The organism is Streptomyces albicerus, from assembly GCF_008905045.1.
Taxonomy (GTDB): Bacteria; Actinomycetota; Actinomycetes; order Streptomycetales; family Streptomycetaceae; genus Streptomyces; species Streptomyces albicerus.
This window is the reverse complement of the sequence record NZ_VWMY01000038.1, coordinates 57,110-76,862: the sequence shown is the minus strand read 5'-3', so window position 1 is coordinate 76,862 and position 19,753 is coordinate 57,110. Positions and strand designations below refer to the sequence as shown.

The following is a 19,753-nucleotide window of genomic DNA, read 5'->3' as shown; positions in this document are numbered from 1 at the left end:
ATTCTGGTTCCTAAGCAGAGACGAAAGGTCGCGAGAACATGGTCAATTCGGGCGGTTCGGAAACACAGCTCACCGTGTCAGGCCTGTTGCCGACGGACACCACGGAAGACGTACGGGCACGAGGCGCCGGTGTCTCCCGGCAGGTCGCCGTGCTTCCCGTGGGCAGCTTCGAGCAGCACGGTCCGTATCTTCCGCTGTCGACCGACACGCTCGTCGCGTGCGCGATCGCCCGGGAGGTGGCTGCCGCATTCCCCGTTCACCTCCTTCCTCCGGTGACGATCTCCTGCTCGCACGAACACGCGGCCTGGCCGGGAACGGTGAGCATTTCCTCCGTGACACTCCATGCGGTGGTGCGGGACATAGCCGATTCGCTGCGCCGGTCCGGTGTGGACACGCTCGTACTGGTCAATGGACACGGCGGCAATTACGTGTTGGGCAATGTCGTGCAGGAATCGACCGCCGCCGGTGCGCGGATGGCTCTTTTCCCGGCCGCGGAGGACTGGGAAGCGGCGCGGGAGCGGGCCGGGATACAGACCTCGCTGCTCAGTGATATGCACGCGGGGGAAATAGAGGCCTCCATTCTGCTGCACACTCATCCGGAATTGGTCAGGCCGGGCTACGAGACCTCCGACTTCGTCGCCGACGACCGTCGGCAGTTGCTGACGCTGGGCATGTCGGCCTATACCAAGTCCGGTGTCATCGGGCGCCCTTCGAGGGCGTCCGCCGGGAAGGGGAAGGAGCTCCTTGCCTCGTTGGCCGAGTCCTTCGGAGCGTACTTGTCCGCACTGACATCGGAGACCGGGCTTCCTGCGGTCGTCGATCGGCACTGAGCGTCCCCGTTTCCTTCGGCGCGGGCCGAGATCCGGTATTCCGGTGACTCGATGTGCGAGTCCCGGCCCGGCTCGGCGGCCGCGCTCTCCTGCCGCGGGCGCCGGAGCCCCGCGTACCAACGCGCCACCAGTACAGCGACACCGGGCAGGCTCGCGGCGAAGCTGAGCACTCCGTAGACCACGGCCACGGTGAGCCCCTGGGTCGCGCCCAGGCCCGCGGCGCCGAACGCCCAGGCGGTGACGCCCTCCCTGGGACCCCAGCCGCCGACGTTCAGCGGCAGCCCCATGGCGATCAGGGCCAGCAGCGCCAGAGGCACCAACTCGGCGGCGGACGCGGCCGATCCGGCGACGCGGGCCGCGAGCAGGAACATCAGGACGTGCCCCGCGAGGACCACGACGGACGAGATCACCACGCCCGGCCAGCTCCCGCGGGCCAGCAGTGCCCCGCGCGCCTCGGCGAGCCCGGCGCGCACCGCCCGGTAGCGGCGGGACGAGCGCGGCGCCCTGCCCCGGCTGCGTACCGCGCCCACCGTGACGACCCCGCACAGCGAGACGGCGGCCAGCAGCACGGCGAGGTGCCGGGTCTCCGTCAGCACCGGCGAGGGCTGCGTGAGCAGCACCGTCACGCCGACGGCGGCCAGGACCGCCTGTCCCGCGACCCGTTCGAGGACGACCGCGCGCACGCCGCGGCCCATGTCGCCGGCGCTCTGCCCGTGCCGCACCGCGCGGTGCACATCGCCGAGTACGCCGCCCGGCAGCGCCGCGTTGAGGAACAGCGCGCGGTAGTAGTCCGCGACGGCCGGGCCCAGCGGCAGCCTGAGCCGCATCCCCCGGGCCACCACGCACCAGCGCCAGGCGCTGAACACGGTGGTGAGCAGGCCGATGCCGAGCGCCGCCAGCAGCGTCACGCCGTCGATCCGGCGCAGACCGTCCAGGAAGACCCCGGTGCCGAGACGCCAGGTGAGCACGGTGAGGATGACGACGCCGGCGATGGTGCCGAAGTGGGTGCGCAGGACACGGGAGTTGAGGCGGGCGCGGACGGGTCCGGGGACTCGGGCCAAGCCGTTACGAAGACTCGCGGCCGGGCGGGCGGCGGGCGCGGGCGCACTCGGACTCTCGTCGATCCGTGCCCGTACCGCCTGCTCGTCCGCTACCGCCTGCTCGTCCGCGCCACTGTCACGGGCCGTCGGGGCCAGTACTTCGTCCCGGACGGCCAGGGGCCGCTCCTCGTCCACCACCGCCTGCGCGCTCATCAGGCTCCCCCTGTCGGGCGGGCCAGCGCGAGCAGGTCGCTGTGGTGGACCACCACGCTCAACTCGCCCGCCTCGCACGCCGCGAGGCGTTCGCGGAGGTAGGCATCGGCTCGCGCGGCCAGTTCCGGGCGCTGTTCGACTGCCGCGCCGACCCAGCCGCGCAGCCACTCGGTCGTCAGCGCGGACTCGTCAGGGCCGAGGCGCCACGCGCTGGGGTGTACCCGTACGGTCGCGCCGTGCCGGGCGAAGGCGTCGCAGGCCGCGTTGATCGCCTCGGGGCCGAACAGATCGCCGCGTCGCTGGTGGTCGTTGAACGCGGCGGTGATCTCGTCGTCCAGCGGGTGCTCCGGGGTGAATTCGACGCGTCCGACCACCGAGAGCGTAAGGAGCGCGGGGCAGCCGGCCCCGGCGCAGGCCGCGGCCAGCGCCTCGATCTCGTCGGGGCCGAGGACGTCCAGCAGCGCGGAGGCCGTCACCAGCGAGGCGCCTGCCAGGGAGTCGGCGGTCAGCCGGGCGACGTCACCGCGCTGTGTCTCCACGGTGACGCGGCTGCCGTCGGCGGCCGAGCGGGGCGATCCGACGGCGGCGAAGTGCAGCAGGTAGGGGTCGCGGTCGTGCAGCACCCAGTGCTGGGGCCCGTCGAGCCGGGGCGCGAGCCAGCGCCCCATGGAGCCGGTGCCGCAGCCGAGGTCGTGGATGACGAGCCCGTTGGCCCGCCGCGGCAGATTCGCGAGCCGGATCCGCAACGGGTCGAGCAGCTCGGCCGCCCGGGCGGCGGCGTCGGCGCCCTCGCGCAACTCCAGCCACTCGGGGGCGTAACGGGGCGTGTCGTCGGTGGCCTCGCCGCGCGTGCGGTCACCGAGCCGAATCGTTCCTTTGTCCCGTCCCTGCTCCTGCTCCTGCTCCTGCTCCTGCGCCACGGCCCCGGTCGTCATCTGTTCGTCCCGTCCCCGCACTGCGGTGCTCGTGCCCTCGCCACGTCCCAGTGAGGCCGTGGTCGTCTCCTCGTCGAGCTCCGGCTCTGCCGTCGTCGTGCCGGGCCCCGGAACTCCGGGCGGCGTCATGCTCGTACTCATGCCACCGCCCCCCTCCTGGCCTCGGCCTTCATTCGCCCCAGGACACCAGACAGACTCCGGGCCGTGGTGGCCCAGCCGTCCAGGGCGGCCCGGCGGGCGCGCGCGGCTGCCTTCAGACGACGGCGTACGTCGGCCTCGCCGAACCAGCCGCGCAGTTCGGCGGCGAGAGCGGCCGGGTTCTCCGGTGGTACGAGGAGGCCGGGCACCCCGCCGTCGGGTGCGCGCCCGACCGCCTCGGGGAGCCCGCCGACGTCCGTGGCGAGGACGGGGATACCGCGAGCGAGCGCCTCGGTGACGGCCATGCCGTACGTCTCGGCGTACGAGGTGAGGACCATGAGGTCGGCGGAGGCGTAGCTCGCGTCGAGTGCGGCGCCGGACCTGGGTCCTGCGAGGTGCAGCCGGTCGCCGAGGCCGTGCTGGTCGATCAGGGCCCGGAGTTGGTCCACGTACTCCGGGTCCTGGGTCAGGCCGCCGACGATGACGCAGCTCCAGGGCAGGTCGGTGACGGCGGCGAGGGCCTCGACGAGGCGGTGCTGGCCCTTGCGCGGGGTGACCGAGGCGACGCACAGCAGCCGCGAGACACCGTCGGTGCCGGGGGCGAGCGGCGCGATGTCGGCGCCGGGCGCGGCGACATGGACCCGGTCGGGCGCGAGCCCGTGGTGGGCCACGAGCCGGCGGGCCGCCCACTCGCTGGTGGCCACGACGGCGGGCACGGCACGCAGCGTGCGGCGCTCCCGCGAGTCGAGGTCGGCGGCCAGCGCGGGGGTGAGCCCCGTCTCGTCGCCCAGCGGCAGATGCACGAGGACGACCAGGCGCAGCCGTTCGGCCTCCGGGATGACGATCTCGGGGACCGCGCAGGCGACCAGGCCGTCGAGGAGTACGACGGTGTCGTCGGCCAGTTCCGCGAGGGTGCGGGCCAGTTCGGCGCGGGCCGGGGCCGCGGGCTGCGGCCAGCTGCCGGAGATGGCGTGCTTGTGGACCTGCCAGCCGAAGCTCGGCAGGTCGAGGCTGACCCGGGCGTCGTACACGTTGCCGCCGCTGGGGGTGGTCGGGTCGTCCACTCCACCGGGCATCACGAAGTGCAGGGCGCGCAGGGACATGGGGATGATGTCGGCGTGGTGGTTCACAGGCCACGCTCGTAACTCGCCCAGGCGATGTGCGACTCGTGCAGGGTGACGGTGATGCCGGCCAGGCCGCGGGCGCCCTCGCCCAGCGCTCCCTTTTCCACTCGCTCGGCGAGGCGGTCTGCGATGACCTTGGCCAGGAACTCCGTGGAGGTGTTGGTGTCGGCGAAGACGGGCTCGTTGTCGAGGTTGCGGTAGTTCAGCTCGCTCACCACCTCCCCGAGTTCCCTGGTGGCCAGTCCGATGTCGACGACGATGTTGTCGTCATCCAGCTCGGCGCGGCGGAACGTGGCGTCCACGAGGAACGTCGCCCCATGCAGGCGCTGCGCGGGTCCGAAGACCTCTCCGCGGAAGCTGTGAGCGATCATCAGGTGATCGCGGACGGTGATGCTGAACAACGGACGACCCTCCAGGTGCGGCGCGTCTGACCCCTCTGCCGGGGCGTGCCGTGTAGTACGGCCGGTCCGTTCTCCGTGTTCAGGGGGTACGGCTCGGAGTTTCGGACGGGTGCGCTCCGCTGGGTGGGGCGGGTTGGGTTCGGTGGAGTAGGGGGTGAGTTGTTTGACTGCGGGTGATGGGGGGCTGGGCGCGCAGTTCCCCTCGCCCCTAAAGGGGCGCAGCCCCAGTGTCGGTGTTGTACCGCACTAGGTGGCACAGCGCGGTCGTATTGCCTGCGACCAGGTCCGCCATCGCCTCCGGCAGGTCCTCGAAAGCACATTCCCCCGTGATCAGGGCGTCGAAGGCGGGGTCGGCGAGGAGTTCGAGCGAGATGGCAAGCCGGTCGGCGTATGTGCGGCGGAAGCTCCGGGCCGGAGAGACCGTCCCGACCTGGCTGCTGCGTATGACGAGTCGGCGGGAGTGGAAGGCCTCGCCGAGCGGCAGGCTGACCTTCCGGTCGCCGTACCAGCTGAGTTCAAGGACGGTCCCTTCCGGGGCGAGGAGTTCGAGCGCGCGGGAGAGTCCTGCCTCGGTGGCACTGGCGTGGACGACGAGGTCGCGGTCGCCGGCGGCGTCCGCCGGGAGCGCGAAGTCGACGCCGAGCGCTTGGGCCAGGTCGGCGCGCGCCGGGTTGGCGTCGACGAGTTGGACGCGGGCTGCGGGGTACCGGGCAAGGAGCGCGGCCACACTGGCGCCGACCATCCCCGCCCCCACCACGGTGATCCGGTCGCCGATCAGGGGTGCCGCGTCCCACAGGGCGTTGACCGCGGTCTCCACCGTCCCGGCGAGCACGGCGCGCGAGGCGGGCACGGTCTCGGGTACGGGGGTCACGGCGCTCACCGGGACGACGTACCGCGTCTGGTGCGGATAGAGACAGAAGACGGTCCGCCCGACGAGTTCCGACGGCCCCTCCTCCACCAGTCCGACGTTGAGGTACCCGTACTTGACCGGCCCGGGGAAGTCCCCTTCCTGGAAGGGGGCCCGCATGGCGGCGTGCTGGCTCTCCGGCACACCGCCGCGGAAGACGAGCGTCTCGGTTCCGCGACTCACCCCTGAGAAAAGTGTTCGCACCAGAACCTCGCCCTCGGCGGGTTCCGGCAGTTGGGCGTCCCGGAGCTCGCCACGGCCGGGAGAGCGGAGCCAGAAGGCGCGGGCGGAGCGGTCCATTCGGCATCCTCCTGAGTGGTCCATGTGAACGGGCTGAGCGAATCGGCTGAACGATCGGGCGGCGAGCCACGTACCGACCTTTGCGAAGCCGCGCACAAGGTACGCGGCAATGATCGACTCTGTCACCTGGCCGGAGGATGTGCGGTGGCCCTGAACAACACGTACGACGCGAGGCTCTTGCAGCAGGAGACGGCCGTGGGAGCGGGCGTGCAACTGCTTCTGCTGACCGTGCTCGGCACGGCGATCGGCATGGGGCCCGCGGGCTGGCTGACGGGGCTGGCGTTCGCGCTCGCGACGTGGGCCGTGCTCTCGCGCGCCCTGCACCGCACGCGGCCCCGCTCCTTCGGCCCCGCGAACCGCGTGACCCTGGGCCGGGCCACCCTCGTAGGCGGAGTGACCGCCCTGGTCGCGGACTCCTTCCAGAGCCCGCCCCCGGTCACGGTCCTGGTCGCCCTCACCGCGGTCGCCCTGATCCTCGACGCGGTCGACGGCAAGGTCGCCCGCCGCACCGGCTCCTCCTCCGCGCTGGGCGCGCGCTTCGACATGGAGGTCGACGCGTTCCTCATCCTGGTGCTCAGCGTGTACGTCGCCACGACCGTGGGCCCCTGGGTCCTCCTGATCGGCGCCATGCGCTACGCCTTCGTGGCGGCCGCGAGGTTTCTGCCGTGGCTGAACGGCACGCTCCCGCCGAGCACGGGGCGCAAGACGGTGGCCGCGCTCCAGGGCGTCCTGCTGCTGCTCGCGGGCTCGGGGCTCCTGCCGTACGCCCTGACGTTCGGCGTCGTCGCTCTCGCCCTGGCCCTGCTGACGTGGTCGTTCGGCCGGGACATCGGGTGGCTGTGGCGGACGAGGGGTGGCTCCGCCGAGCGAGAGGTGGCTCGGGCGGAGGATGTACGGGAGACGGCCGGTGTGGGTGCGGCGCTGTAAGCAGGGTTGTGTTTCGGCTGCGGTTCTTGTTCTTCGCGGCTGAGCGCGCCCACGCGGCGGAGTTCGCGAGTTGAGTGTTCTGGTCGGCGAGCGAGTTGAACTCGACCCCTACGCGCAAGCTCTCGCCGCCCGAATCGACCGAGACGCCGTAGCCCGACCCACCCGGGGTCATGGCGCATGAGCGCACAAGGCTCACCTGTCGGGGTGTCGACGAGGCTCCGCGTCAGGACCGGGCGAGGACGCAGAACTCGTGGCCCTCCGGGTCGGTGAGGCACGTCCACGGGACGTCGCCCTGGCCTACGTCGAGATCGGTGGCGCCGAGGGTCCGCAGCCGGGCCACCTCCGCTGCTTTGTCGTCACCGGCGTCCGGCACCAGGTCAAGATGGACGCGGTCCGGCACGGTCTTCACGCCAGTGCGGACGAATTCGAGATACGGGCCGACACCCTTGGCGGAGCGCCACACCGCATGATCGTCGGTCACCTCGTGCAGGGTCCAGTCCATCGCCTCGTCCCAGAACCGGGCCATGGCCCGCGGATCCACGCAGTCGACCACCACCCGGGCTATCGGCCCGGTGTCCCGGTAGATCTCCCGAGGCTCCAGCACGCAGAACTCGTTGCCCTCCGGGTCGGCGAGGACCGTCCACGGCACGTCGCCCTGGCCCACATGGGCGGGCGTCGCACCGAGAGCCCGGAGGCGCTCGGCCAACTCCGCCTGTTGGGCCGCAGAGGTGGTGGCGAGATCGAGGTGCACACGGTTCTTCGTTGTCGTCTCGGCTTCCGGGACGCGAATGACGTCGATGCAGACGGTGACCGGGTCCAGCCAATCGAAGCCGGCGGGCTTGGCGGCGGTCGCACCGGCTTCGTTGATGGAAACACCCCAGCCGAGCGCCTCCGCCCAGAACCGGCCGACCGCCACGTCGTCAAGAGCCTTTATGTTCACCAGGACAGGTCGCAGCGTCATGCCGGCGATCCTATGCATCACGACACCTGTGGCTCTTGGGCGCGTCCGAGGTCAGCTGCCCCACTGCGCGGCCTACGGTCCTCGCCCGGTACGGTCGCGATCATCCCGGCAGTTCCCACGCTGAGAGTAGGTTTCGTCAATGGCATGTCGTATCAGTGAGCTTGTGCTCGGTTGCCGCGATCCCGAGGTGCTGGCGCGGTTCTGGTGCGAGGTCCTGGACTTCGTCGTGCTCGATCGCGAAGACGACGGCACCCTTGAGATCGGGCCGCGCGAAGGGTTCGGCGGGCCGCAGCCGACGATCATCCTCAGCCGCAGGGACGAGCCGGAGCAGGGGAAGCCCCGGCTGCACATCGACGTCAACGCCACCGACCGCGATCAGGATGCCGAGCTCGAACGCCTCCTGAAGCTCGGGGCGCGCCGGGCCGACATCGGCCAGACCGGCGAGGAGCAGTGGCACGTTCTTGCCGACCCCGAGGGCAATGAGTTCTGCCTGCTCAGGGCCCGCCTCAACCCGCTCTGACAGCTCTGGGTCCCCGGTGCGGCCCCGGTGCTCGATCCGGTGATCCGGTGATCCGGTGATCCGCTGTGCAGCGACGGCTGTCTGCCTGTGCGCCTCAGCCACCGCCGCCCGGGGCCGCTGACCGGCGTACTGCGGGCGGCTCAGCGTGCCGCGGCCGCGGCCGGTCGAGGTCGGTCCGACGACGCTGCGGCCGTAGCGCGCCACCAGCGGCGCGACGCCAGCGCGGCCAGCCCGGCGCCGGCGGCGTTGAGCAGTACGTCGTCCACGGAGGACACCCGATCCAGCGGCAGGACGTACTGCGCGGCCTCGACCAGCACCGAGCAGCCCGCCGCGAGCGCCAGGACCCGCGGTACCGACGCCAGCGCCGCGAACCGCAGCGGGGCGAAGAACCCCAGCGCCGCGAACACCAGCAGGTTGCCGACGACCTGACCCGTCGGCATCGTGACCAGGTCCCGCAGCGGGACCAGGCTCACGGCGCCGTCCTGGCCGCCCGCCAACATGATCATCCATACCCACGGCACCGTCCCGTAGACGATGCCGACCTCGGCCAGCGACAGCCGCCACGCCGACGTGACGCCGGCGGCACTCCGACGGCGTGCCAGAACCCACACCACCAGCGCGGCCAACGGCAGCGCGATCACCGTGATGAGCGCCACACCGTTGACCGTACCGACCCAGACGTGCCACGTCGGCCTGCGCAGCGGCATGGACAAGATCCTCGGTAGCGCGCCGACCGGGCCGAACGCAGCGATCGCTGCACCGAGGATCGTCAGGCTGACGATCGCGATCCTGCGCGTACGACGGGCTGGGGCTGACGATGATGTGCGGTGGTCCATGCCGCCATTGAAGACCGGACGACTGTTGCCGTGGCGTATGCGATTTTCGATACGCCCGCGATACACGGAATCCCCGGCATCAAGGAAGCGGCGCAAGCGCCGCGAACACCAGGCCGCTTCCAGGGCTCCGGCCGCGAGCCGATGAGGATCATCGGGTGGAAGCCGCGCGCCAGGCACTGTCATCACCAGAGACCCCGTGAGGCGCCGGCCCGGAACATATCGTCGGCATATCGAAAACCGCATACGTGCCGGCAACACCACGCTGCCTTGACTTGAGGCATGTCCCGCAGCGAACCAGCACGAACAGCAGCCCAGACCCGGTGGTACCCGGGGTGCATCAGCGCCCTCTCCGAGAACGCCGACGTGAGGACGGCGGACCAGTGAGCCGAAGCGCGCACCACCGAGGGGCCGGGGCCGGGGCCGCGGGCGTGAGTCTGACCGTCGGGCCGATCAGCGCCACCGAGCACTTGGCGTTCGTGCGGGCACAGCGGTCGGTCAGCTTCCTGCAGACCCCGGCATGGGGCCGCGTCAAGACCGAGTGGCGCAGCGAGTCCCTCGGCTGGTACGACGGCCGGCGGCTGGTCGGTGCCGGGCTCGTCCTGCACCGCCCGGTGCCGCGCCTCGATCGCTTCACTCTGGCCTACCTCCCCGAGGGCCCGGTCATCGACTGGACCGGCGAGATCGACGCGTGGCTCGACCCTCTGGCGGCCTATCTCAAGACACACGGCGCGTTCGCGATCCGGCTCGGTCCGCCGGTGCGCACGGACACCTGGAGCGCCGACCAGGTCAAGGAGGGCATCGCCGACCCGGGCGTCAAGCGGCTCACCGAGGTGTCCAGCCGGCATGCCGACCCGGTCGGGGCCCGTGTGACCAGCCGGCTCAGGGACGCCGGCTGGCTGCCGCAGAGCCCGGAGGACGGCTTCGGAGTCGGGCATCCGCAGTTCAAGTATGAGATTCCACTGGCAGGCAAGGCTGAGGACGACCTGCTCAGGGGCATGAACCAGCTCTGGCGCCGCAACATCAAGAAGGCGGCCAAGGAGGGGGTCGAGGTCACGGTCGGTGAGGAACTGAAGGCGTTCCACGACCTCTACGTCCACACCGCCGAGCGCGACCGCTTCACGCCCCGGCCGCTGAGCTACTTCGAAACGATGTTCGCGGCGCTGCGTGCCGAGGACCCCGAGCGGATCAAGCTCTACCTGGCCCGCCACCAGGGCGACTTGGTCGCCGCCACCATCCTGGTCCGCGTCGGCGCCCACGCGGTGTACGCCTACGGTGCCTCCGCCACCGAGAAGCGCGAGGTGCGCGGCTCCAACTCCTGCCAGTGGGCGATGATCCGCGACTCGCTGGCGGCCGGCTGCGACGTCTATGACCTGCGCGGCATCACCCCCACCCTCGACACCGACGACCCGCACGTCGGGCTGATCCAGTTCAAGATCGGCACCGGCGGTCAGGCGGTGAGATACGTCGGCGAGTGGGACCTGCCACTGCGGCCGATGGTCTACCGGGCCTTCGACCTCTATATGAGGCGGCGCGGGCGATGAGCCGGGATGTCCCAGGTCGCCCAGCACTAAGCCGGCAGTCTGCCCGTCCTCGCCCCTGGCGCCCGTGGACGGCGCCTTCGGCGCTCTGCGGTCTTCGGGCAGCGGCCCCCGAACAGGACGGCGACGCGGATCCCCCGGCTCGCCCCGCCGAACTACCCGAGCACGGCGGCGACCTCGTCGAGGCGCGCCCCGCGGGAGGCCTTGACGAGCACCACATCGCCGGCGGCGAGGTGGCCGCGCAGCCAGTCGACGGCCGCGTCGTTGTCGGCCAGCACCACCGCCCGCTCTCCCGCGCCGTCGGCGATCGACCGGGCGGCTTCGCCGACCGCGACCACCACATCGGCCCGGGAAGCGGCGTACTCCCCTACGGCGCGGTGCTCGGCCGCACTGTCGTCGCCGAGCTCGAGCATCTGGCCGAGGACGGCGATGCGGCGCCCGCCCTCGATCGCCGCCAGCGCGTCCAGGGCGGCGCGGGTCGAGTCGGGGTTGGCGTTGTAGGAGTCGTTGAGCAGCGTCACGCCACCGGTGAGGTCGCGCAGCTCCATGCGCCACTCCGACAGCGAGGCGGTGGCCAGCGCCGCCGCGGCCAGGTCGAGGCGTACGCCGGCCGCCAGCCCCGCGGCCGCGGCCGCCGACGCGTTGAGCGCCTGGTGGGCGCCCACGTGCGGCAGCGCGACGGGAACCGAGGCGTCGGCGGCCCGCAGCGTGAAGGACGGCCGGCCGAGCCGGTCCAGCGCCAGGCCGAGCACCCGCACGTCGGCGTGCTCCGCCCGGCCGAAGGTCAGCACCGGACCGTCGGTGAGCGAGCGCATCGCGACCACCCGGGGATCGTCGGCGTTGAGGACGGCGGTGCCGCCGGGCGCCAGCCCCTGCACCAGCTCGCCCTTGGTCTTGGCGATGGCCGCGCGCGACCCGAACTCGCCGAGGTGGGCCTGGCCGACGTTGAGGACGACGGCGATGTCGGGCGTGACCAGGCCGGTGAGCTCGGCGATGTCGCCGACGCGGCGGGCTCCCATCTCGAGGACGAGGAACCGGGTGGCCGCGTCGGCGCGCAGCATGGTGAGCGGCACGCCGAGTTCGTTGTTGAGCGAGCCGATCGTGGCGATCGTCGGCGCGGCGCTCGAGAGCACGGCGGCCAGCAGGTCCTTGGTGCCGGTCTTGCCCTGGGAACCGGTCAGCCCGACAACGGTCAGCCCGTCGCGCAGCCGGGCCACGACGTGGGCGGCGAGCGCCTGCAGCGCGGCCTGGGCGTCCTCGACGACGACGGTGGGCAGTGCGGTGGGCCGGGAACCGAGGACGGCCACCGCACCGGCCCGGCCGGCCTGGCCGGCGTAGTCGTGGCCGTCGACGTACTCGCCGGCGAAGGCGACGAACAGGCCGCCCGGCTCGGCCTGCCGGCCGTCGAGCACGGCCGGAGCGGTCACCTTCACGGCGCCGTCGCCCTCGACCGTCCCGCCGACGACCGCGGCGATCTCGCCGAGGCTGAGCGGTATCACGACCGGGCGGCGCGGGGGCCGGCGAGCGGGAGCATGCTGCCAAGGCAGAGGTTGACGGAAGCTGGTTCGCTGTAGGTCATGCCTCCAGTCAAGGTGGCGTGGCGTTGCCGGCACGTATGCGCTTTTCGATATGCCGACGATATGCTACCGGCCGGTAGCTTCGAGGCCATACGCGCGCTGATCGTCGAGGACCGAGGACCTGGCAACCACGCCGGACCTCGCCCGGGGCGATCTCGGGGGGTCTCACCGGCGTATCGGCACAGGGCGCGTGCGTTCTCACGTCGTGGGCTTGATCAGGTCGAGTGCGTGGTCGGGGTGGGACCGGTTGTGATCGACGGCTGCTGCGTGGTTGCGCCGGCCGACGAGTTCGGCCAGGGCGAGGGCGGTGTTGCGCAGGGCGGCCATGACGCGGGGTGCGCTGCCCGTGCGGATCTTGGAGGCGTCCTCTCGGAGGGTGACGTCGCGCAGGTGGTGCAGGGCTTCGATGCCCCAATGCTTACGCACGTGCTCGGCAAGCTGGGCCGGGGTGGCCTGGCACATGGTCAGGTCCGTCAGAGCGTAGACGCGTGGGTGTCCACCTGGCGCTGGCGATGACGGTCCGGCTGCCGTGCACCGCCGCCGCGAGCAGATGGACGGCCCGGCCGCCGCGGGCGCGTGAGCCCCGCACGGTCTTACCGTCCACCGCGACCGCCTCCCGCTTGGCCAGGCCTTGCTCCGGCTCGGGGGCGGTGAGCGAGTCGGCGTGCTGGAGTTGGAACCAGGCGCCCAGGGCGTCGCCGTCGAGGCGTCGGAGCAGTCGGGCGACGGTGGTGGCGCGGGGGATGCCGCGGACCAGGCCGATCCGGGCCCGTGTGGCGGGGTCGAAGCCGGCGGCGAAGCGTGTGATCCCGGCCCAGCCGGCGGCCCCGGCACCTTCGCGGGTCCGGGATGGCGTCGAGGACCTCGGCGAGGGAGACGAGCGCGGTGGCGTCGTCCAGGAGACCGCCCGGCATGCGGGCGCGTCGGCGGGCGGGCATGGAGATCAGGAAGGATGGCATGCGGACACGGTTTCGGTTCAATCGGGCCTTCAGATTCCGCATCGCCAGGCGCTCGGCCTGCCTTCAAGGCCCGGCCGATGCGCGGAGGGCTCCCGGGGCGGTTACCGGACGAGGGACTGCGTCCCTACGACATTCAGGAGCGCCAGGCGGTTGGCGTCCTCGGTGCCGGGCTGGGCGGTGTAGACCATGATGCGAAGATCGCTGCCGGCGACGCTGAGCACGTCGCAGTCCAGGGTCAGTGCGCCGACCTGGGGATGGTCGATGGTCTTGCGGGCGGCCTGGTGCTCGCCGACGGCGCCTGACTCCCAAAGGGTGTCGAACTCGGCGCTGCGGCAGCGTAGTTCGGCGATGAGGGACTTGAGGTTCGGGTCGTCGGGGTAGCGGCCGGCGGTGCGGCGCAGGTCGGCAACGTGCGCCACCTGCAGGGCGCCCATGGATTCGGGGGTGTGGCGCACGCGGCTTCGGGGGTTGACGAAGTTGCGCCAGACCGCGTTGAGGTCAGCGCCGTGCCATTCACCCATGAGTGCCGTGTAGAGGGGGTTGGCGAGCAGCTGGGTCCAGGCGGCGTCGAAGACGGCGACGGGTGTACCGGTCAGGCGGTCCAGCATGCGGTGGACGCCAGGGGTGATGTGCCGCGGGACCGTGCCGGGGCCGGGCGGGACGAGGCCGGCCAGACGAAAGAGGTGGGCTCGCTCGTCCTGGGTGAGTCGCAGAGCGCGGGCCAGGGCCCCGACGACCTGGGGTGAAGGGCTGGCGGCTCGTCCCTGTTCCAGCCGGATGATGTAGTCGGCGGAGATACCGGCCAGCTGGGACAGTTCCTCACGGCGCAGACCGGCGGCGCGCCTGCGTCCGCCCGCGGGCAAGCCGACGGCCTGGGGCGAGACCCGGTCCCGCCAGTGACGCAAGGCTGCGCCGAGTTCTGTGGTCGCCATGCCCTTGATTGTGGCAAGAGAGGCGTTTGCCTGTCCTGGTACCGCCATTCCCAGGAAAACGGGTCTACTACCTGACCAGGCATTTCCCGCTGACCGTGGAAGCATGACACCAACGCGAACTCCTGCACGACCCGTCGTGGGGTTCATCGGACTGGGTGACCAGGGCCTGCCCATGGCCACGGCGATCGCCGAAGCAGGAGTCCCCCTGCACGCCTGGGCCCGGCGCCCCGCATCCCTGGACGGCCTGGGCAAGGTCCCCCACCAGCGGCACGACACGGCCGGGGAGCTGGCTGCCGCCTGCGACATCGTCTGCCTGTGCGTGCGCACCGACGCCGACGTCCTGCAGCTGGTCGACCAGATCCTTCAGGATCTGCGTCCCGGCACAGGCGTCGCCAACCACGGCACGGGGCTGCCTGGCAACGCTGTCCGACTGGCCCAGCTGTGCGCGAAGCGCGATGTCGAGGTGCTGGACGCACCGGTCAGCGGCGGCCGTCCAGCCGCCGAGGAGCACCGGCTGACCACCATGGTCGGCGGTCCGCTGTCGGCGGCCGAGCGCTGCACGCTCGTGTTCCGGTCCTTCTCCCGCCACGTGGTGCATCTGGGCGGGGCCGGCACGGGGCAGACGGCGAAGCTGTTCAACAACGCGCTGCTGATGATGAACCAGGCCGCGATCGGGGAGATCGTCGAACTGGCCGCCGAGCTGAAGCTGGACGCCGACCGGCTGGCGGAGGTCTCAAGCTGGGCGGTGCCGCCGGCGCGGCGTTGTCCCTGCTGAACACCATGGTGCGGCCCGACAACGTGGACCCTCTCTCCGCCGTGGAAGCACTGGACATGGAGCTGTTCGACGAGGCCATGCGCGAGGCCGGAATCGACTCCACCGCCGTCACCGGCCGTGGCCTGGCCGGCGCCCGCGGGCTCGCCCAGTTGCTGCACCGCCTCAACGCATGAACGACGACTCGTTCCCCTCTCCCGAGGAAGCCCCATGTCCGCTGAGGACGTGACACAGCTGGTGCTGCGCGAACGCCAGAGCGGAACCGCGGCTGGTACGAGGAGATGGCCACTTGCTTCGCCGACGACTCGATCGTCCAGATGAGCTGGTTCACCGGCAGCGGCGCCGACTTCGTCCGCCAGACCCGCGCCATGGCCGGGCGCGACGACCACGCGGTGCACCGGCTCAGCCCGCCCGCCGTCCGCATCGACGGTGACCGGGCCCTGGTCGAGCTGCCGCTGGTCATCGAGTGGCGCATCAACATCGATGGGGTGGAGGCGGACCTGGCCTCCGCCTGTCGCTCTCAGTACCGCGCCCAGGGCGGCACCGACGGACTGTGGCGCATCGCGCAGATCACCTCGATCTACGAGAAGGACACCCTCGTCCCGGTCCTGCCGGGCACCCGGCTCGCCGTCGACCCGGCCGGCTACCGGCCGTCCTACCGGTTCCTGGCCTGGTACCCGAACCGCAAGGGCTACACCGTCGGCGATCACCACCTCGGTGACGACCAGCCCGACGCCGTCGCCGCGCAGTACCGCACCGAACACACCTGGCTCCACCAGAGCCCCACCACTCCGGCCACGTCGGCCGACCCCCGAAGGGAACAGCACTCATGAGCAAGCTCGCCCTCGTCACCGGCGCCACCTCCGGCATCGGCAAGGCATTCGCCGAGCGCTTCGCCGCGGACGGCTACGACCTGATCGTCGTCGGCCGCAACAAGGACCGCCTCGAGGAGTTCGCCGCCGCCCGCCCCGACGTCACGGTCCGCACCGTCGCCACCGACCTGTCCACCGACGTCGGCATCGACACCGTCGCCGAGATCTGCGCCAGTGAGCCGCTGACGATGCTCGTCAACAACGCCGGCGTCGCCCACTACATGCCGCTGGCCCAACTGCCCGCCGACAAGGCCCGCGAACTCGTCCACGTCAAGGTGGTCGCCCCCACCATGCTCACCCGCGCCGCCGCCGCCGGGATGCAAGAACGCGGCGACGGAAAGATCATCAACGTGGCTGGGATGATCGCTTTCAGCGGCCCCGCCGACAAGTCCGTCATGCCCCGCCGCGCCGTCTACGCCGGCTCGCTGGCCCACCTCGTGGCCATGTCGCAGACCCTCAGCGCTGAACTGGAGGACACAGGCGTCCAGATCCAGGTGCTGTGCCCCGGCGTCGTCGCCACCGAGTTCCACACACGTCAGGGCCTCGACCTGAGTGCCGTGCCGCGCATGAGCGCCGAGGACGTCGTCACCGCCGGGCTGCGCGGCCTCCAACTCGGCGAGGTCGTCTGCGCCCCCGGCGTCGAGGACGCCGGGCTCCTCGACGCGGTCTTCAAGGCCGACCTCGCCGCCTTCGGCGGACAGAGCCCCGAACTCGCCTCCCGCTACCGGGCCGGCTGACCGCGACTCCAGTCGTCCGGCACCGGCCAGACGGCCGATGCCGGGGAAGTCCGGAGCTCCGTCAGAGATCTTGTTGTGCCAACTTGTCCAGACCGGCCACGGCCGGGTCGGGGCGTGCCCAGCTTCAGACACCTTGATGGTCCCGAGAGCGCGTCCCGCTTCACCCATCCAGCAACACCACAAGCCAGACATCCAGTAACGAACGCGACTTCCCACCACCCGGGAACGCACGCGCCCTGCGTATCGGCAGCAGCTGCGGCCACGACGGGAGGGAAGGGCTTCCGTGCGACGGTCCGGCATGAGTCGCGAGTGCCGCTCGAGCCCGCGGAGGGTTCGACCCGGACGACAGCGACCTTGCCGACGACAGCGACCTTGCCAACCAGGTGCGGACTGACCACAGGTTCGAGGATGCGCGAGAGTCGCCCCTGCGCGATCAACGCGTGCGCACCCTCTCGATGTTACCCGATAGTAATATATCGTCGGCATATCGAAAACCGCATACGTGCCTGCAACGCGACGCCACCTTGACTGGCGGCATGACCTACAGCGAACCAGCCCGGACAGCGGCCCGCCGCACCCGATCGCCGGCGACCTCGTCCTCCTCGTCCGTCCCGGTAACAGGAATCACAATTTATGGATGCGGGCAGGATGAGGCAGTTTTGTTCCGGGAGCTGGCACCCCGCTTCGGCGTAGTACCAACCATCACGGAGGCGGCGGTATCCGAAGCCAATATTGAACTGTCCTTCGGAAACCGGTGCATCAGCGTAGGCCATAAAACCCAGATCGCAAATTCCGCTCTTCTTGCACTCAGCAAAGCCGGCGTAACGTACATCTCCACAAGGAGCATCGGCTACAACCACATCGACGTGGAATACGCGGAGAGTCTCGGCATTTCCGTTGAAAATGTCGCCTATTCGCCCGACAGTGTGGCCGACTACACGCTCATGCTGATGCTGATGGCGGTACGGAATGCAAAATCCACTGTCCGCCGCGCGGACATGCACGACTACAGGTTGAACGATGTGCGTGGGAAAGAACTACGAGACCTGACCATCGGGGTAATCGGGACAGGACGCATCGGCACAGCAGTCGTGGACAGGCTGCGAGGTTTCGGCTGTCGAATACTGGCCCATGACAATCTCCCCAAGATCGCCGCCGATTACCTTCCTCTTGATGAGTTGCTGCAGCTGAGCGACATCGTAACGCTCCATGCACCGCTCAACGCGGATACGCACCATCTCCTCAATCGTCAACGTATCGAGCAGATGAAGCACGGTGCGTTCATCATCAATACCGGGCGCGGCCCACTGCTCGACACCGAGGCCCTTGTTCCGGCATTGGAAAGCGGCAGATTGGGCGGTGCGGCGTTGGATGTCCTCGAAGGAGAGGAAGGAATATTCTACGCCGACTGCAGAAACAAACCCATCGAAAGCAAACAGCTGCTGCGGCTGCAAAAGCTGTCGAATGTGCTCATCAGTCCGCACACCGCCTACTACACAGACCATGCCCTGAGCGACACGGTCGAAAACTCCATCACCAACTGCCTGAAATTCGAAAGCAGGAATCAGCATGGATAGGTTGAAGGTCGGAATCATATTCGGAGGCTGCTCCGAAGAGCACCCCGTCTCCGTCAAGTCCGCGCAGGAGGTCGCACGGAACCTCGATATCGCGAAGTATGAACCGTTCTATATCGGGATTACGAAGAGCGGTGCCTGGAAGCTCTGTGACGGGCCTGACGCAGATTGGGAGAACGGCGGGAGCCGTCCGGCAGCGCTGTCACCGGACAGGAGCGTCCGCGGATTGCTCGTTCTGGATCAGGGAAAATACGAAACGATCAGTTTGGACGTCGTGTTGCCCGTTCTGCACGGCAAACTCGGCGAGGACGGTGCGATGCAGGGTTTGCTGGAGCTCTCCGGCATTCCCTACGTTGGCTGCGATGTCCAAAGTTCTGCTCTGTGTATGGACAAGTCCCTTGCCTACATCGTCGCCAGAAGCGCGGGAATCGCTACGCCGAATTTCTGGACCGTCACGGCGAACGAGAACATTGATCCCGACCGGCTCACCTATCCCGTCTTCGTGAAGCCGGCCCGTTCAGGGTCATCTTTCGGCGTCAGCAAGGTATCCCGAAAAGAGGAACTGCTGAGTGCGGTGGAGACCGCAAGACAGTATGACTCGAAGGTGCTGATTGAAGAGGCTGTCGTCGGCAGCGAGATCGGATGCGCCATCCTGGGGAACGATCTGGATTTGGTCGCGGGCGAGGTGGATCGAATTGATCTCTCTCACGGATTCTTCAGAATCCATCAGGAGGACGAGCCTGAAAGCGGTTCCGAAAACTCAACGGCAATCGTTCCCGCCGACATTCCGGCGGAGTCGCGATCGCTCGTTCAGGAGACAGCAAAGGCCATATACCGCGCCTTGGGATGCAGGGGGCTGTCGCGGGTGGACATGTTCCTCAAGGACGATGGAGAAGTAGTCCTCAACGAGGTCAACACTCTGCCTGGTATGACCTCGTACAGCCGTTATCCGAGGATGATGGCAGCCGCAGAGTTGCCGCTTGCCGAAGTGCTCGACCGAATGGTGTCGTTGGCATTGACGGGGAAAATCCGATGAAAGATGATTTCGTCTTCGTGGACGAGCTTGTATCCGGCATACGCTGGGATGCCAAGTACGCCACCTGGGACAACTTCACCGGCAAGCCCGTGGACGGATATCTGACAAATCGAATCGTCGGCACGAGGGCTTTGTGCACGGCTCTGGAAAGGGCGCAAGAAAAGGCCCAATCCCTCGGCTTCGGCCTGCTTCTCTGGGACGGTTATCGCCCTCAACGTGCCGTGGACTGCTTTCTGCGCTGGTCACAACAGCCGGAAGATGGCCGGACGAAGTCACGGCACTATCCGAATATCGACAGAGCCGCGATGTTCGACATGGGATACGTGGCCGCCAAGTCGGGCCACAGCCGGGGTAGCACCGTTGACTTGACGCTGTATCACCTGACTACCGGTGAACTTGCTCCCACGGGCGGCGGCCATGACCTGATGGATTCAATCTCACATCATGGAGCAAAAGGGATCACGCAAACCGAAGCGACAAACCGGCAACATCTGTGCTCCATCATGGAGGCCTGCGGTTTTGCCCCATACGATTGCGAGTGGTGGCATTACACACTGAAAGATGAACCTTATCCAGACACCTATTTTGATTTTCCCATCACATAGTTGAGCCGGGCGGCCGCAA

Annotated in this window: 20 protein-coding genes and 1 pseudogene; 11 read left to right on the top strand and 10 right to left on the bottom strand. The window is 69.5% G+C overall.

Annotation, left to right across the window (positions count from 1 at the left end; all coding sequences use genetic code 11):
* Positions 1 to 38 precede the first annotated feature (38 nt).
* Positions 39 to 830 carry a creatininase family protein gene (locus tag GAS53_RS31755; protein WP_151481178.1) on the top strand — a complete coding sequence of 264 codons (792 nt, stop codon included), beginning with the start codon at positions 39 to 41 and terminating at the stop codon, positions 828 to 830.
* Between the two features lie 206 nt (positions 831 to 1,036).
* Here GAS53_RS31755 and GAS53_RS31750 read toward each other — a convergent pair.
* The 5 genes and pseudogenes from GAS53_RS31750 to GAS53_RS31730 form a co-directional block, all read right to left on the bottom strand.
* Positions 1,037 to 2,083 (bottom strand): annotated as a pseudogene (locus GAS53_RS31750) (lysylphosphatidylglycerol synthase transmembrane domain-containing protein); the annotation flags it as partial.
* On the bottom strand, positions 2,083 to 3,159 hold the full coding sequence (locus GAS53_RS31745; protein WP_225859209.1) for a class I SAM-dependent methyltransferase: 1,077 nt from the start codon (positions 3,157 to 3,159) through the stop codon (positions 2,083 to 2,085). The pseudogene GAS53_RS31750 and the gene GAS53_RS31745, both read right to left, overlap by 1 nt.
* Positions 3,156 to 4,259 (bottom strand): glycosyltransferase family 4 protein, encoded by a 1,104-nt coding sequence (locus GAS53_RS31740; RefSeq protein ID WP_151481215.1) that lies wholly within the window; start codon positions 4,257 to 4,259, stop codon positions 3,156 to 3,158. The genes GAS53_RS31745 and GAS53_RS31740 overlap by 4 nt, the downstream gene beginning before the upstream one ends.
* A 23-nt stretch (positions 4,260 to 4,282) precedes the next feature.
* The gene (locus GAS53_RS31735) at positions 4,283 to 4,681 is read right to left on the bottom strand and encodes a 6-pyruvoyl trahydropterin synthase family protein (protein WP_151481177.1); all 399 of its coding nucleotides are present in this window, start codon (positions 4,679 to 4,681) and stop codon (positions 4,283 to 4,285) included.
* Between the two features lie 208 nt (positions 4,682 to 4,889).
* Entirely contained in the window at positions 4,890 to 5,888 is a 999-nt protein-coding gene (locus GAS53_RS31730) for a dehydrogenase (RefSeq protein ID WP_151481176.1), read from the bottom strand.
* A 144-nt stretch (positions 5,889 to 6,032) separates the two neighbouring features.
* Here GAS53_RS31730 and GAS53_RS31725 point away from each other — a divergent pair, with 144 nt between their 5' ends.
* Positions 6,033 to 6,815 carry a CDP-alcohol phosphatidyltransferase family protein gene (locus GAS53_RS31725; protein WP_151481175.1) on the top strand — a complete coding sequence of 261 codons (783 nt, stop codon included), beginning with the start codon at positions 6,033 to 6,035 and terminating at the stop codon, positions 6,813 to 6,815.
* A 223-nt stretch (positions 6,816 to 7,038) separates the two neighbouring features.
* Here the strand turns inward: GAS53_RS31725 and GAS53_RS31720 are convergent, their stop codons facing one another.
* On the bottom strand, positions 7,039 to 7,776 hold the full coding sequence (locus GAS53_RS31720) for a VOC family protein (protein WP_151481174.1): 738 nt from the start codon (positions 7,774 to 7,776) through the stop codon (positions 7,039 to 7,041).
* Positions 7,777 to 7,915: 139 nt separating this feature from the next.
* Between GAS53_RS31720 and GAS53_RS31715 the strand changes: the two genes are divergently transcribed.
* Positions 7,916 to 8,296, top strand: a complete 381-nt coding sequence (locus GAS53_RS31715; protein ID WP_151481173.1) for a VOC family protein — start codon at positions 7,916 to 7,918, stop codon at positions 8,294 to 8,296.
* Between the two features lie 140 nt (positions 8,297 to 8,436).
* On the opposite strand, the gene GAS53_RS31710 is transcribed toward GAS53_RS31715, so the two are convergent.
* Positions 8,437 to 9,132, bottom strand: coding sequence for a VanZ family protein (locus GAS53_RS31710; protein ID WP_151481172.1), 696 nt, complete (start codon positions 9,130 to 9,132; stop codon positions 8,437 to 8,439).
* A 428-nt stretch (positions 9,133 to 9,560) separates the two neighbouring features.
* Between GAS53_RS31710 and GAS53_RS31705 the strand changes: the two genes are divergently transcribed.
* Complete coding sequence (locus tag GAS53_RS31705) at positions 9,561 to 10,673, top strand: lipid II:glycine glycyltransferase FemX (protein WP_151481171.1); 1,113 nt, start codon at positions 9,561 to 9,563, stop codon at positions 10,671 to 10,673.
* Positions 10,674 to 10,825: 152 nt separating this feature from the next.
* Here GAS53_RS31705 and GAS53_RS31700 read toward each other — a convergent pair whose 3' ends face one another.
* The 3 genes from GAS53_RS31700 to GAS53_RS31690 all read right to left on the bottom strand — a co-directional run bounded on the left by GAS53_RS31700 (position 10,826) and on the right by GAS53_RS31690 (position 14,138).
* Positions 10,826 to 12,169 (bottom strand): UDP-N-acetylmuramoyl-tripeptide--D-alanyl-D-alanine ligase, encoded by a 1,344-nt coding sequence (locus GAS53_RS31700; protein ID WP_151481170.1) that lies wholly within the window; start codon positions 12,167 to 12,169, stop codon positions 10,826 to 10,828.
* Between the two features lie 276 nt (positions 12,170 to 12,445).
* Positions 12,446 to 12,709 (bottom strand): hypothetical protein, encoded by a 264-nt coding sequence (locus tag GAS53_RS31695; protein ID WP_151481169.1) that lies wholly within the window; start codon positions 12,707 to 12,709, stop codon positions 12,446 to 12,448.
* Between the two features lie 598 nt (positions 12,710 to 13,307).
* Complete coding sequence (locus GAS53_RS31690) at positions 13,308 to 14,138, bottom strand: helix-turn-helix transcriptional regulator (RefSeq protein ID WP_151481168.1); 831 nt, start codon at positions 14,136 to 14,138, stop codon at positions 13,308 to 13,310.
* Between the two features lie 103 nt (positions 14,139 to 14,241).
* Here GAS53_RS31690 and GAS53_RS31685 point away from each other — a divergent pair, with 103 nt between their 5' ends.
* The 7 genes from GAS53_RS31685 (at position 14,242) to vanX (ending at position 19,734) form a co-directional block, all read left to right on the top strand.
* Positions 14,242 to 14,913: an NAD(P)-dependent oxidoreductase gene (locus GAS53_RS31685; RefSeq protein ID WP_192583359.1), complete on the top strand. Its 672-nt coding sequence runs from the start codon at positions 14,242 to 14,244 to the stop codon at positions 14,911 to 14,913.
* A 5-nt stretch (positions 14,914 to 14,918) separates the two neighbouring features.
* Positions 14,919 to 15,086: a hypothetical protein gene (locus GAS53_RS55395; RefSeq protein ID WP_192583358.1), complete on the top strand. Its 168-nt coding sequence runs from the start codon at positions 14,919 to 14,921 to the stop codon at positions 15,084 to 15,086.
* Positions 15,087 to 15,191: 105 nt separating this feature from the next.
* Positions 15,192 to 15,743: a nuclear transport factor 2 family protein gene (locus GAS53_RS31680; protein WP_225859208.1), complete on the top strand. Its 552-nt coding sequence runs from the start codon at positions 15,192 to 15,194 to the stop codon at positions 15,741 to 15,743.
* Complete coding sequence (locus GAS53_RS31675; protein WP_151481166.1) at positions 15,740 to 16,519, top strand: SDR family NAD(P)-dependent oxidoreductase; 780 nt, start codon at positions 15,740 to 15,742, stop codon at positions 16,517 to 16,519. The genes GAS53_RS31680 and GAS53_RS31675 overlap by 4 nt, the downstream gene beginning before the upstream one ends.
* A 536-nt stretch (positions 16,520 to 17,055) precedes the next feature.
* Positions 17,056 to 18,096: a D-lactate dehydrogenase VanH gene (gene vanH, locus GAS53_RS31670; RefSeq protein WP_151481165.1), complete on the top strand. Its 1,041-nt coding sequence runs from the start codon at positions 17,056 to 17,058 to the stop codon at positions 18,094 to 18,096.
* Positions 18,089 to 19,129, top strand: coding sequence for a D-alanine--(R)-lactate ligase VanA-Sc (vanA-Sc, locus tag GAS53_RS31665; protein ID WP_151481164.1), 1,041 nt, complete (start codon positions 18,089 to 18,091; stop codon positions 19,127 to 19,129). The genes vanH and vanA-Sc overlap by 8 nt, the downstream gene beginning before the upstream one ends.
* Positions 19,126 to 19,734, top strand: coding sequence for a D-Ala-D-Ala dipeptidase VanX (gene vanX / locus GAS53_RS31660; protein ID WP_151481163.1), 609 nt, complete (start codon positions 19,126 to 19,128; stop codon positions 19,732 to 19,734). Before vanA-Sc ends, vanX begins: the two co-directional genes overlap by 4 nt.
* Positions 19,735 to 19,753: the final 19 nt, after the last annotated feature.

Bases quoted from the DNA above. Each gene is read 5' to 3' on its own strand.
- GAS53_RS31755 (WP_151481178.1), top strand. From the start codon at position 39: ATGGTCAATTCGGGCGGTTCGGAAACACAGCTCACCGTGTCAGGCCTG.
- GAS53_RS31710 (WP_151481172.1), bottom strand. From the start codon at position 9,132: ATGGACCACCGCACATCATCGTCAGCCCCAGCCCGTCGTACGCGCAGG.
- vanH (WP_151481165.1), top strand. From the start codon at position 17,056: ATGACCTACAGCGAACCAGCCCGGACAGCGGCCCGCCGCACCCGATCG.
- GAS53_RS31715 (WP_151481173.1), top strand. From the start codon at position 7,916: ATGGCATGTCGTATCAGTGAGCTTGTGCTCGGTTGCCGCGATCCCGAG.
- vanX (WP_151481163.1), top strand. From the start codon at position 19,126: ATGAAAGATGATTTCGTCTTCGTGGACGAGCTTGTATCCGGCATACGC.
- GAS53_RS31740 (WP_151481215.1), bottom strand. From the start codon at position 4,259: ATGTCCCTGCGCGCCCTGCACTTCGTGATGCCCGGTGGAGTGGACGAC.
- GAS53_RS55395 (WP_192583358.1), top strand. From the start codon at position 14,919: ATGGTGCGGCCCGACAACGTGGACCCTCTCTCCGCCGTGGAAGCACTG.
- GAS53_RS31680 (WP_225859208.1), top strand. From the start codon at position 15,192: ATGGCCACTTGCTTCGCCGACGACTCGATCGTCCAGATGAGCTGGTTC.
- GAS53_RS31675 (WP_151481166.1), top strand. From the start codon at position 15,740: ATGAGCAAGCTCGCCCTCGTCACCGGCGCCACCTCCGGCATCGGCAAG.
- GAS53_RS31695 (WP_151481169.1), bottom strand. From the start codon at position 12,709: ATGTGCCAGGCCACCCCGGCCCAGCTTGCCGAGCACGTGCGTAAGCAT.
- GAS53_RS31745 (WP_225859209.1), bottom strand. From the start codon at position 3,159: ATGAGTACGAGCATGACGCCGCCCGGAGTTCCGGGGCCCGGCACGACG.
- vanA-Sc (WP_151481164.1), top strand. From the start codon at position 18,089: ATGGATAGGTTGAAGGTCGGAATCATATTCGGAGGCTGCTCCGAAGAG.
- GAS53_RS31685 (WP_192583359.1), top strand. From the start codon at position 14,242: ATGACACCAACGCGAACTCCTGCACGACCCGTCGTGGGGTTCATCGGA.
- GAS53_RS31720 (WP_151481174.1), bottom strand. From the start codon at position 7,776: ATGACGCTGCGACCTGTCCTGGTGAACATAAAGGCTCTTGACGACGTG.
- GAS53_RS31690 (WP_151481168.1), bottom strand. From the start codon at position 14,138: ATGGCGACCACAGAACTCGGCGCAGCCTTGCGTCACTGGCGGGACCGG.
- GAS53_RS31730 (WP_151481176.1), bottom strand. From the start codon at position 5,888: ATGGACCGCTCCGCCCGCGCCTTCTGGCTCCGCTCTCCCGGCCGTGGC.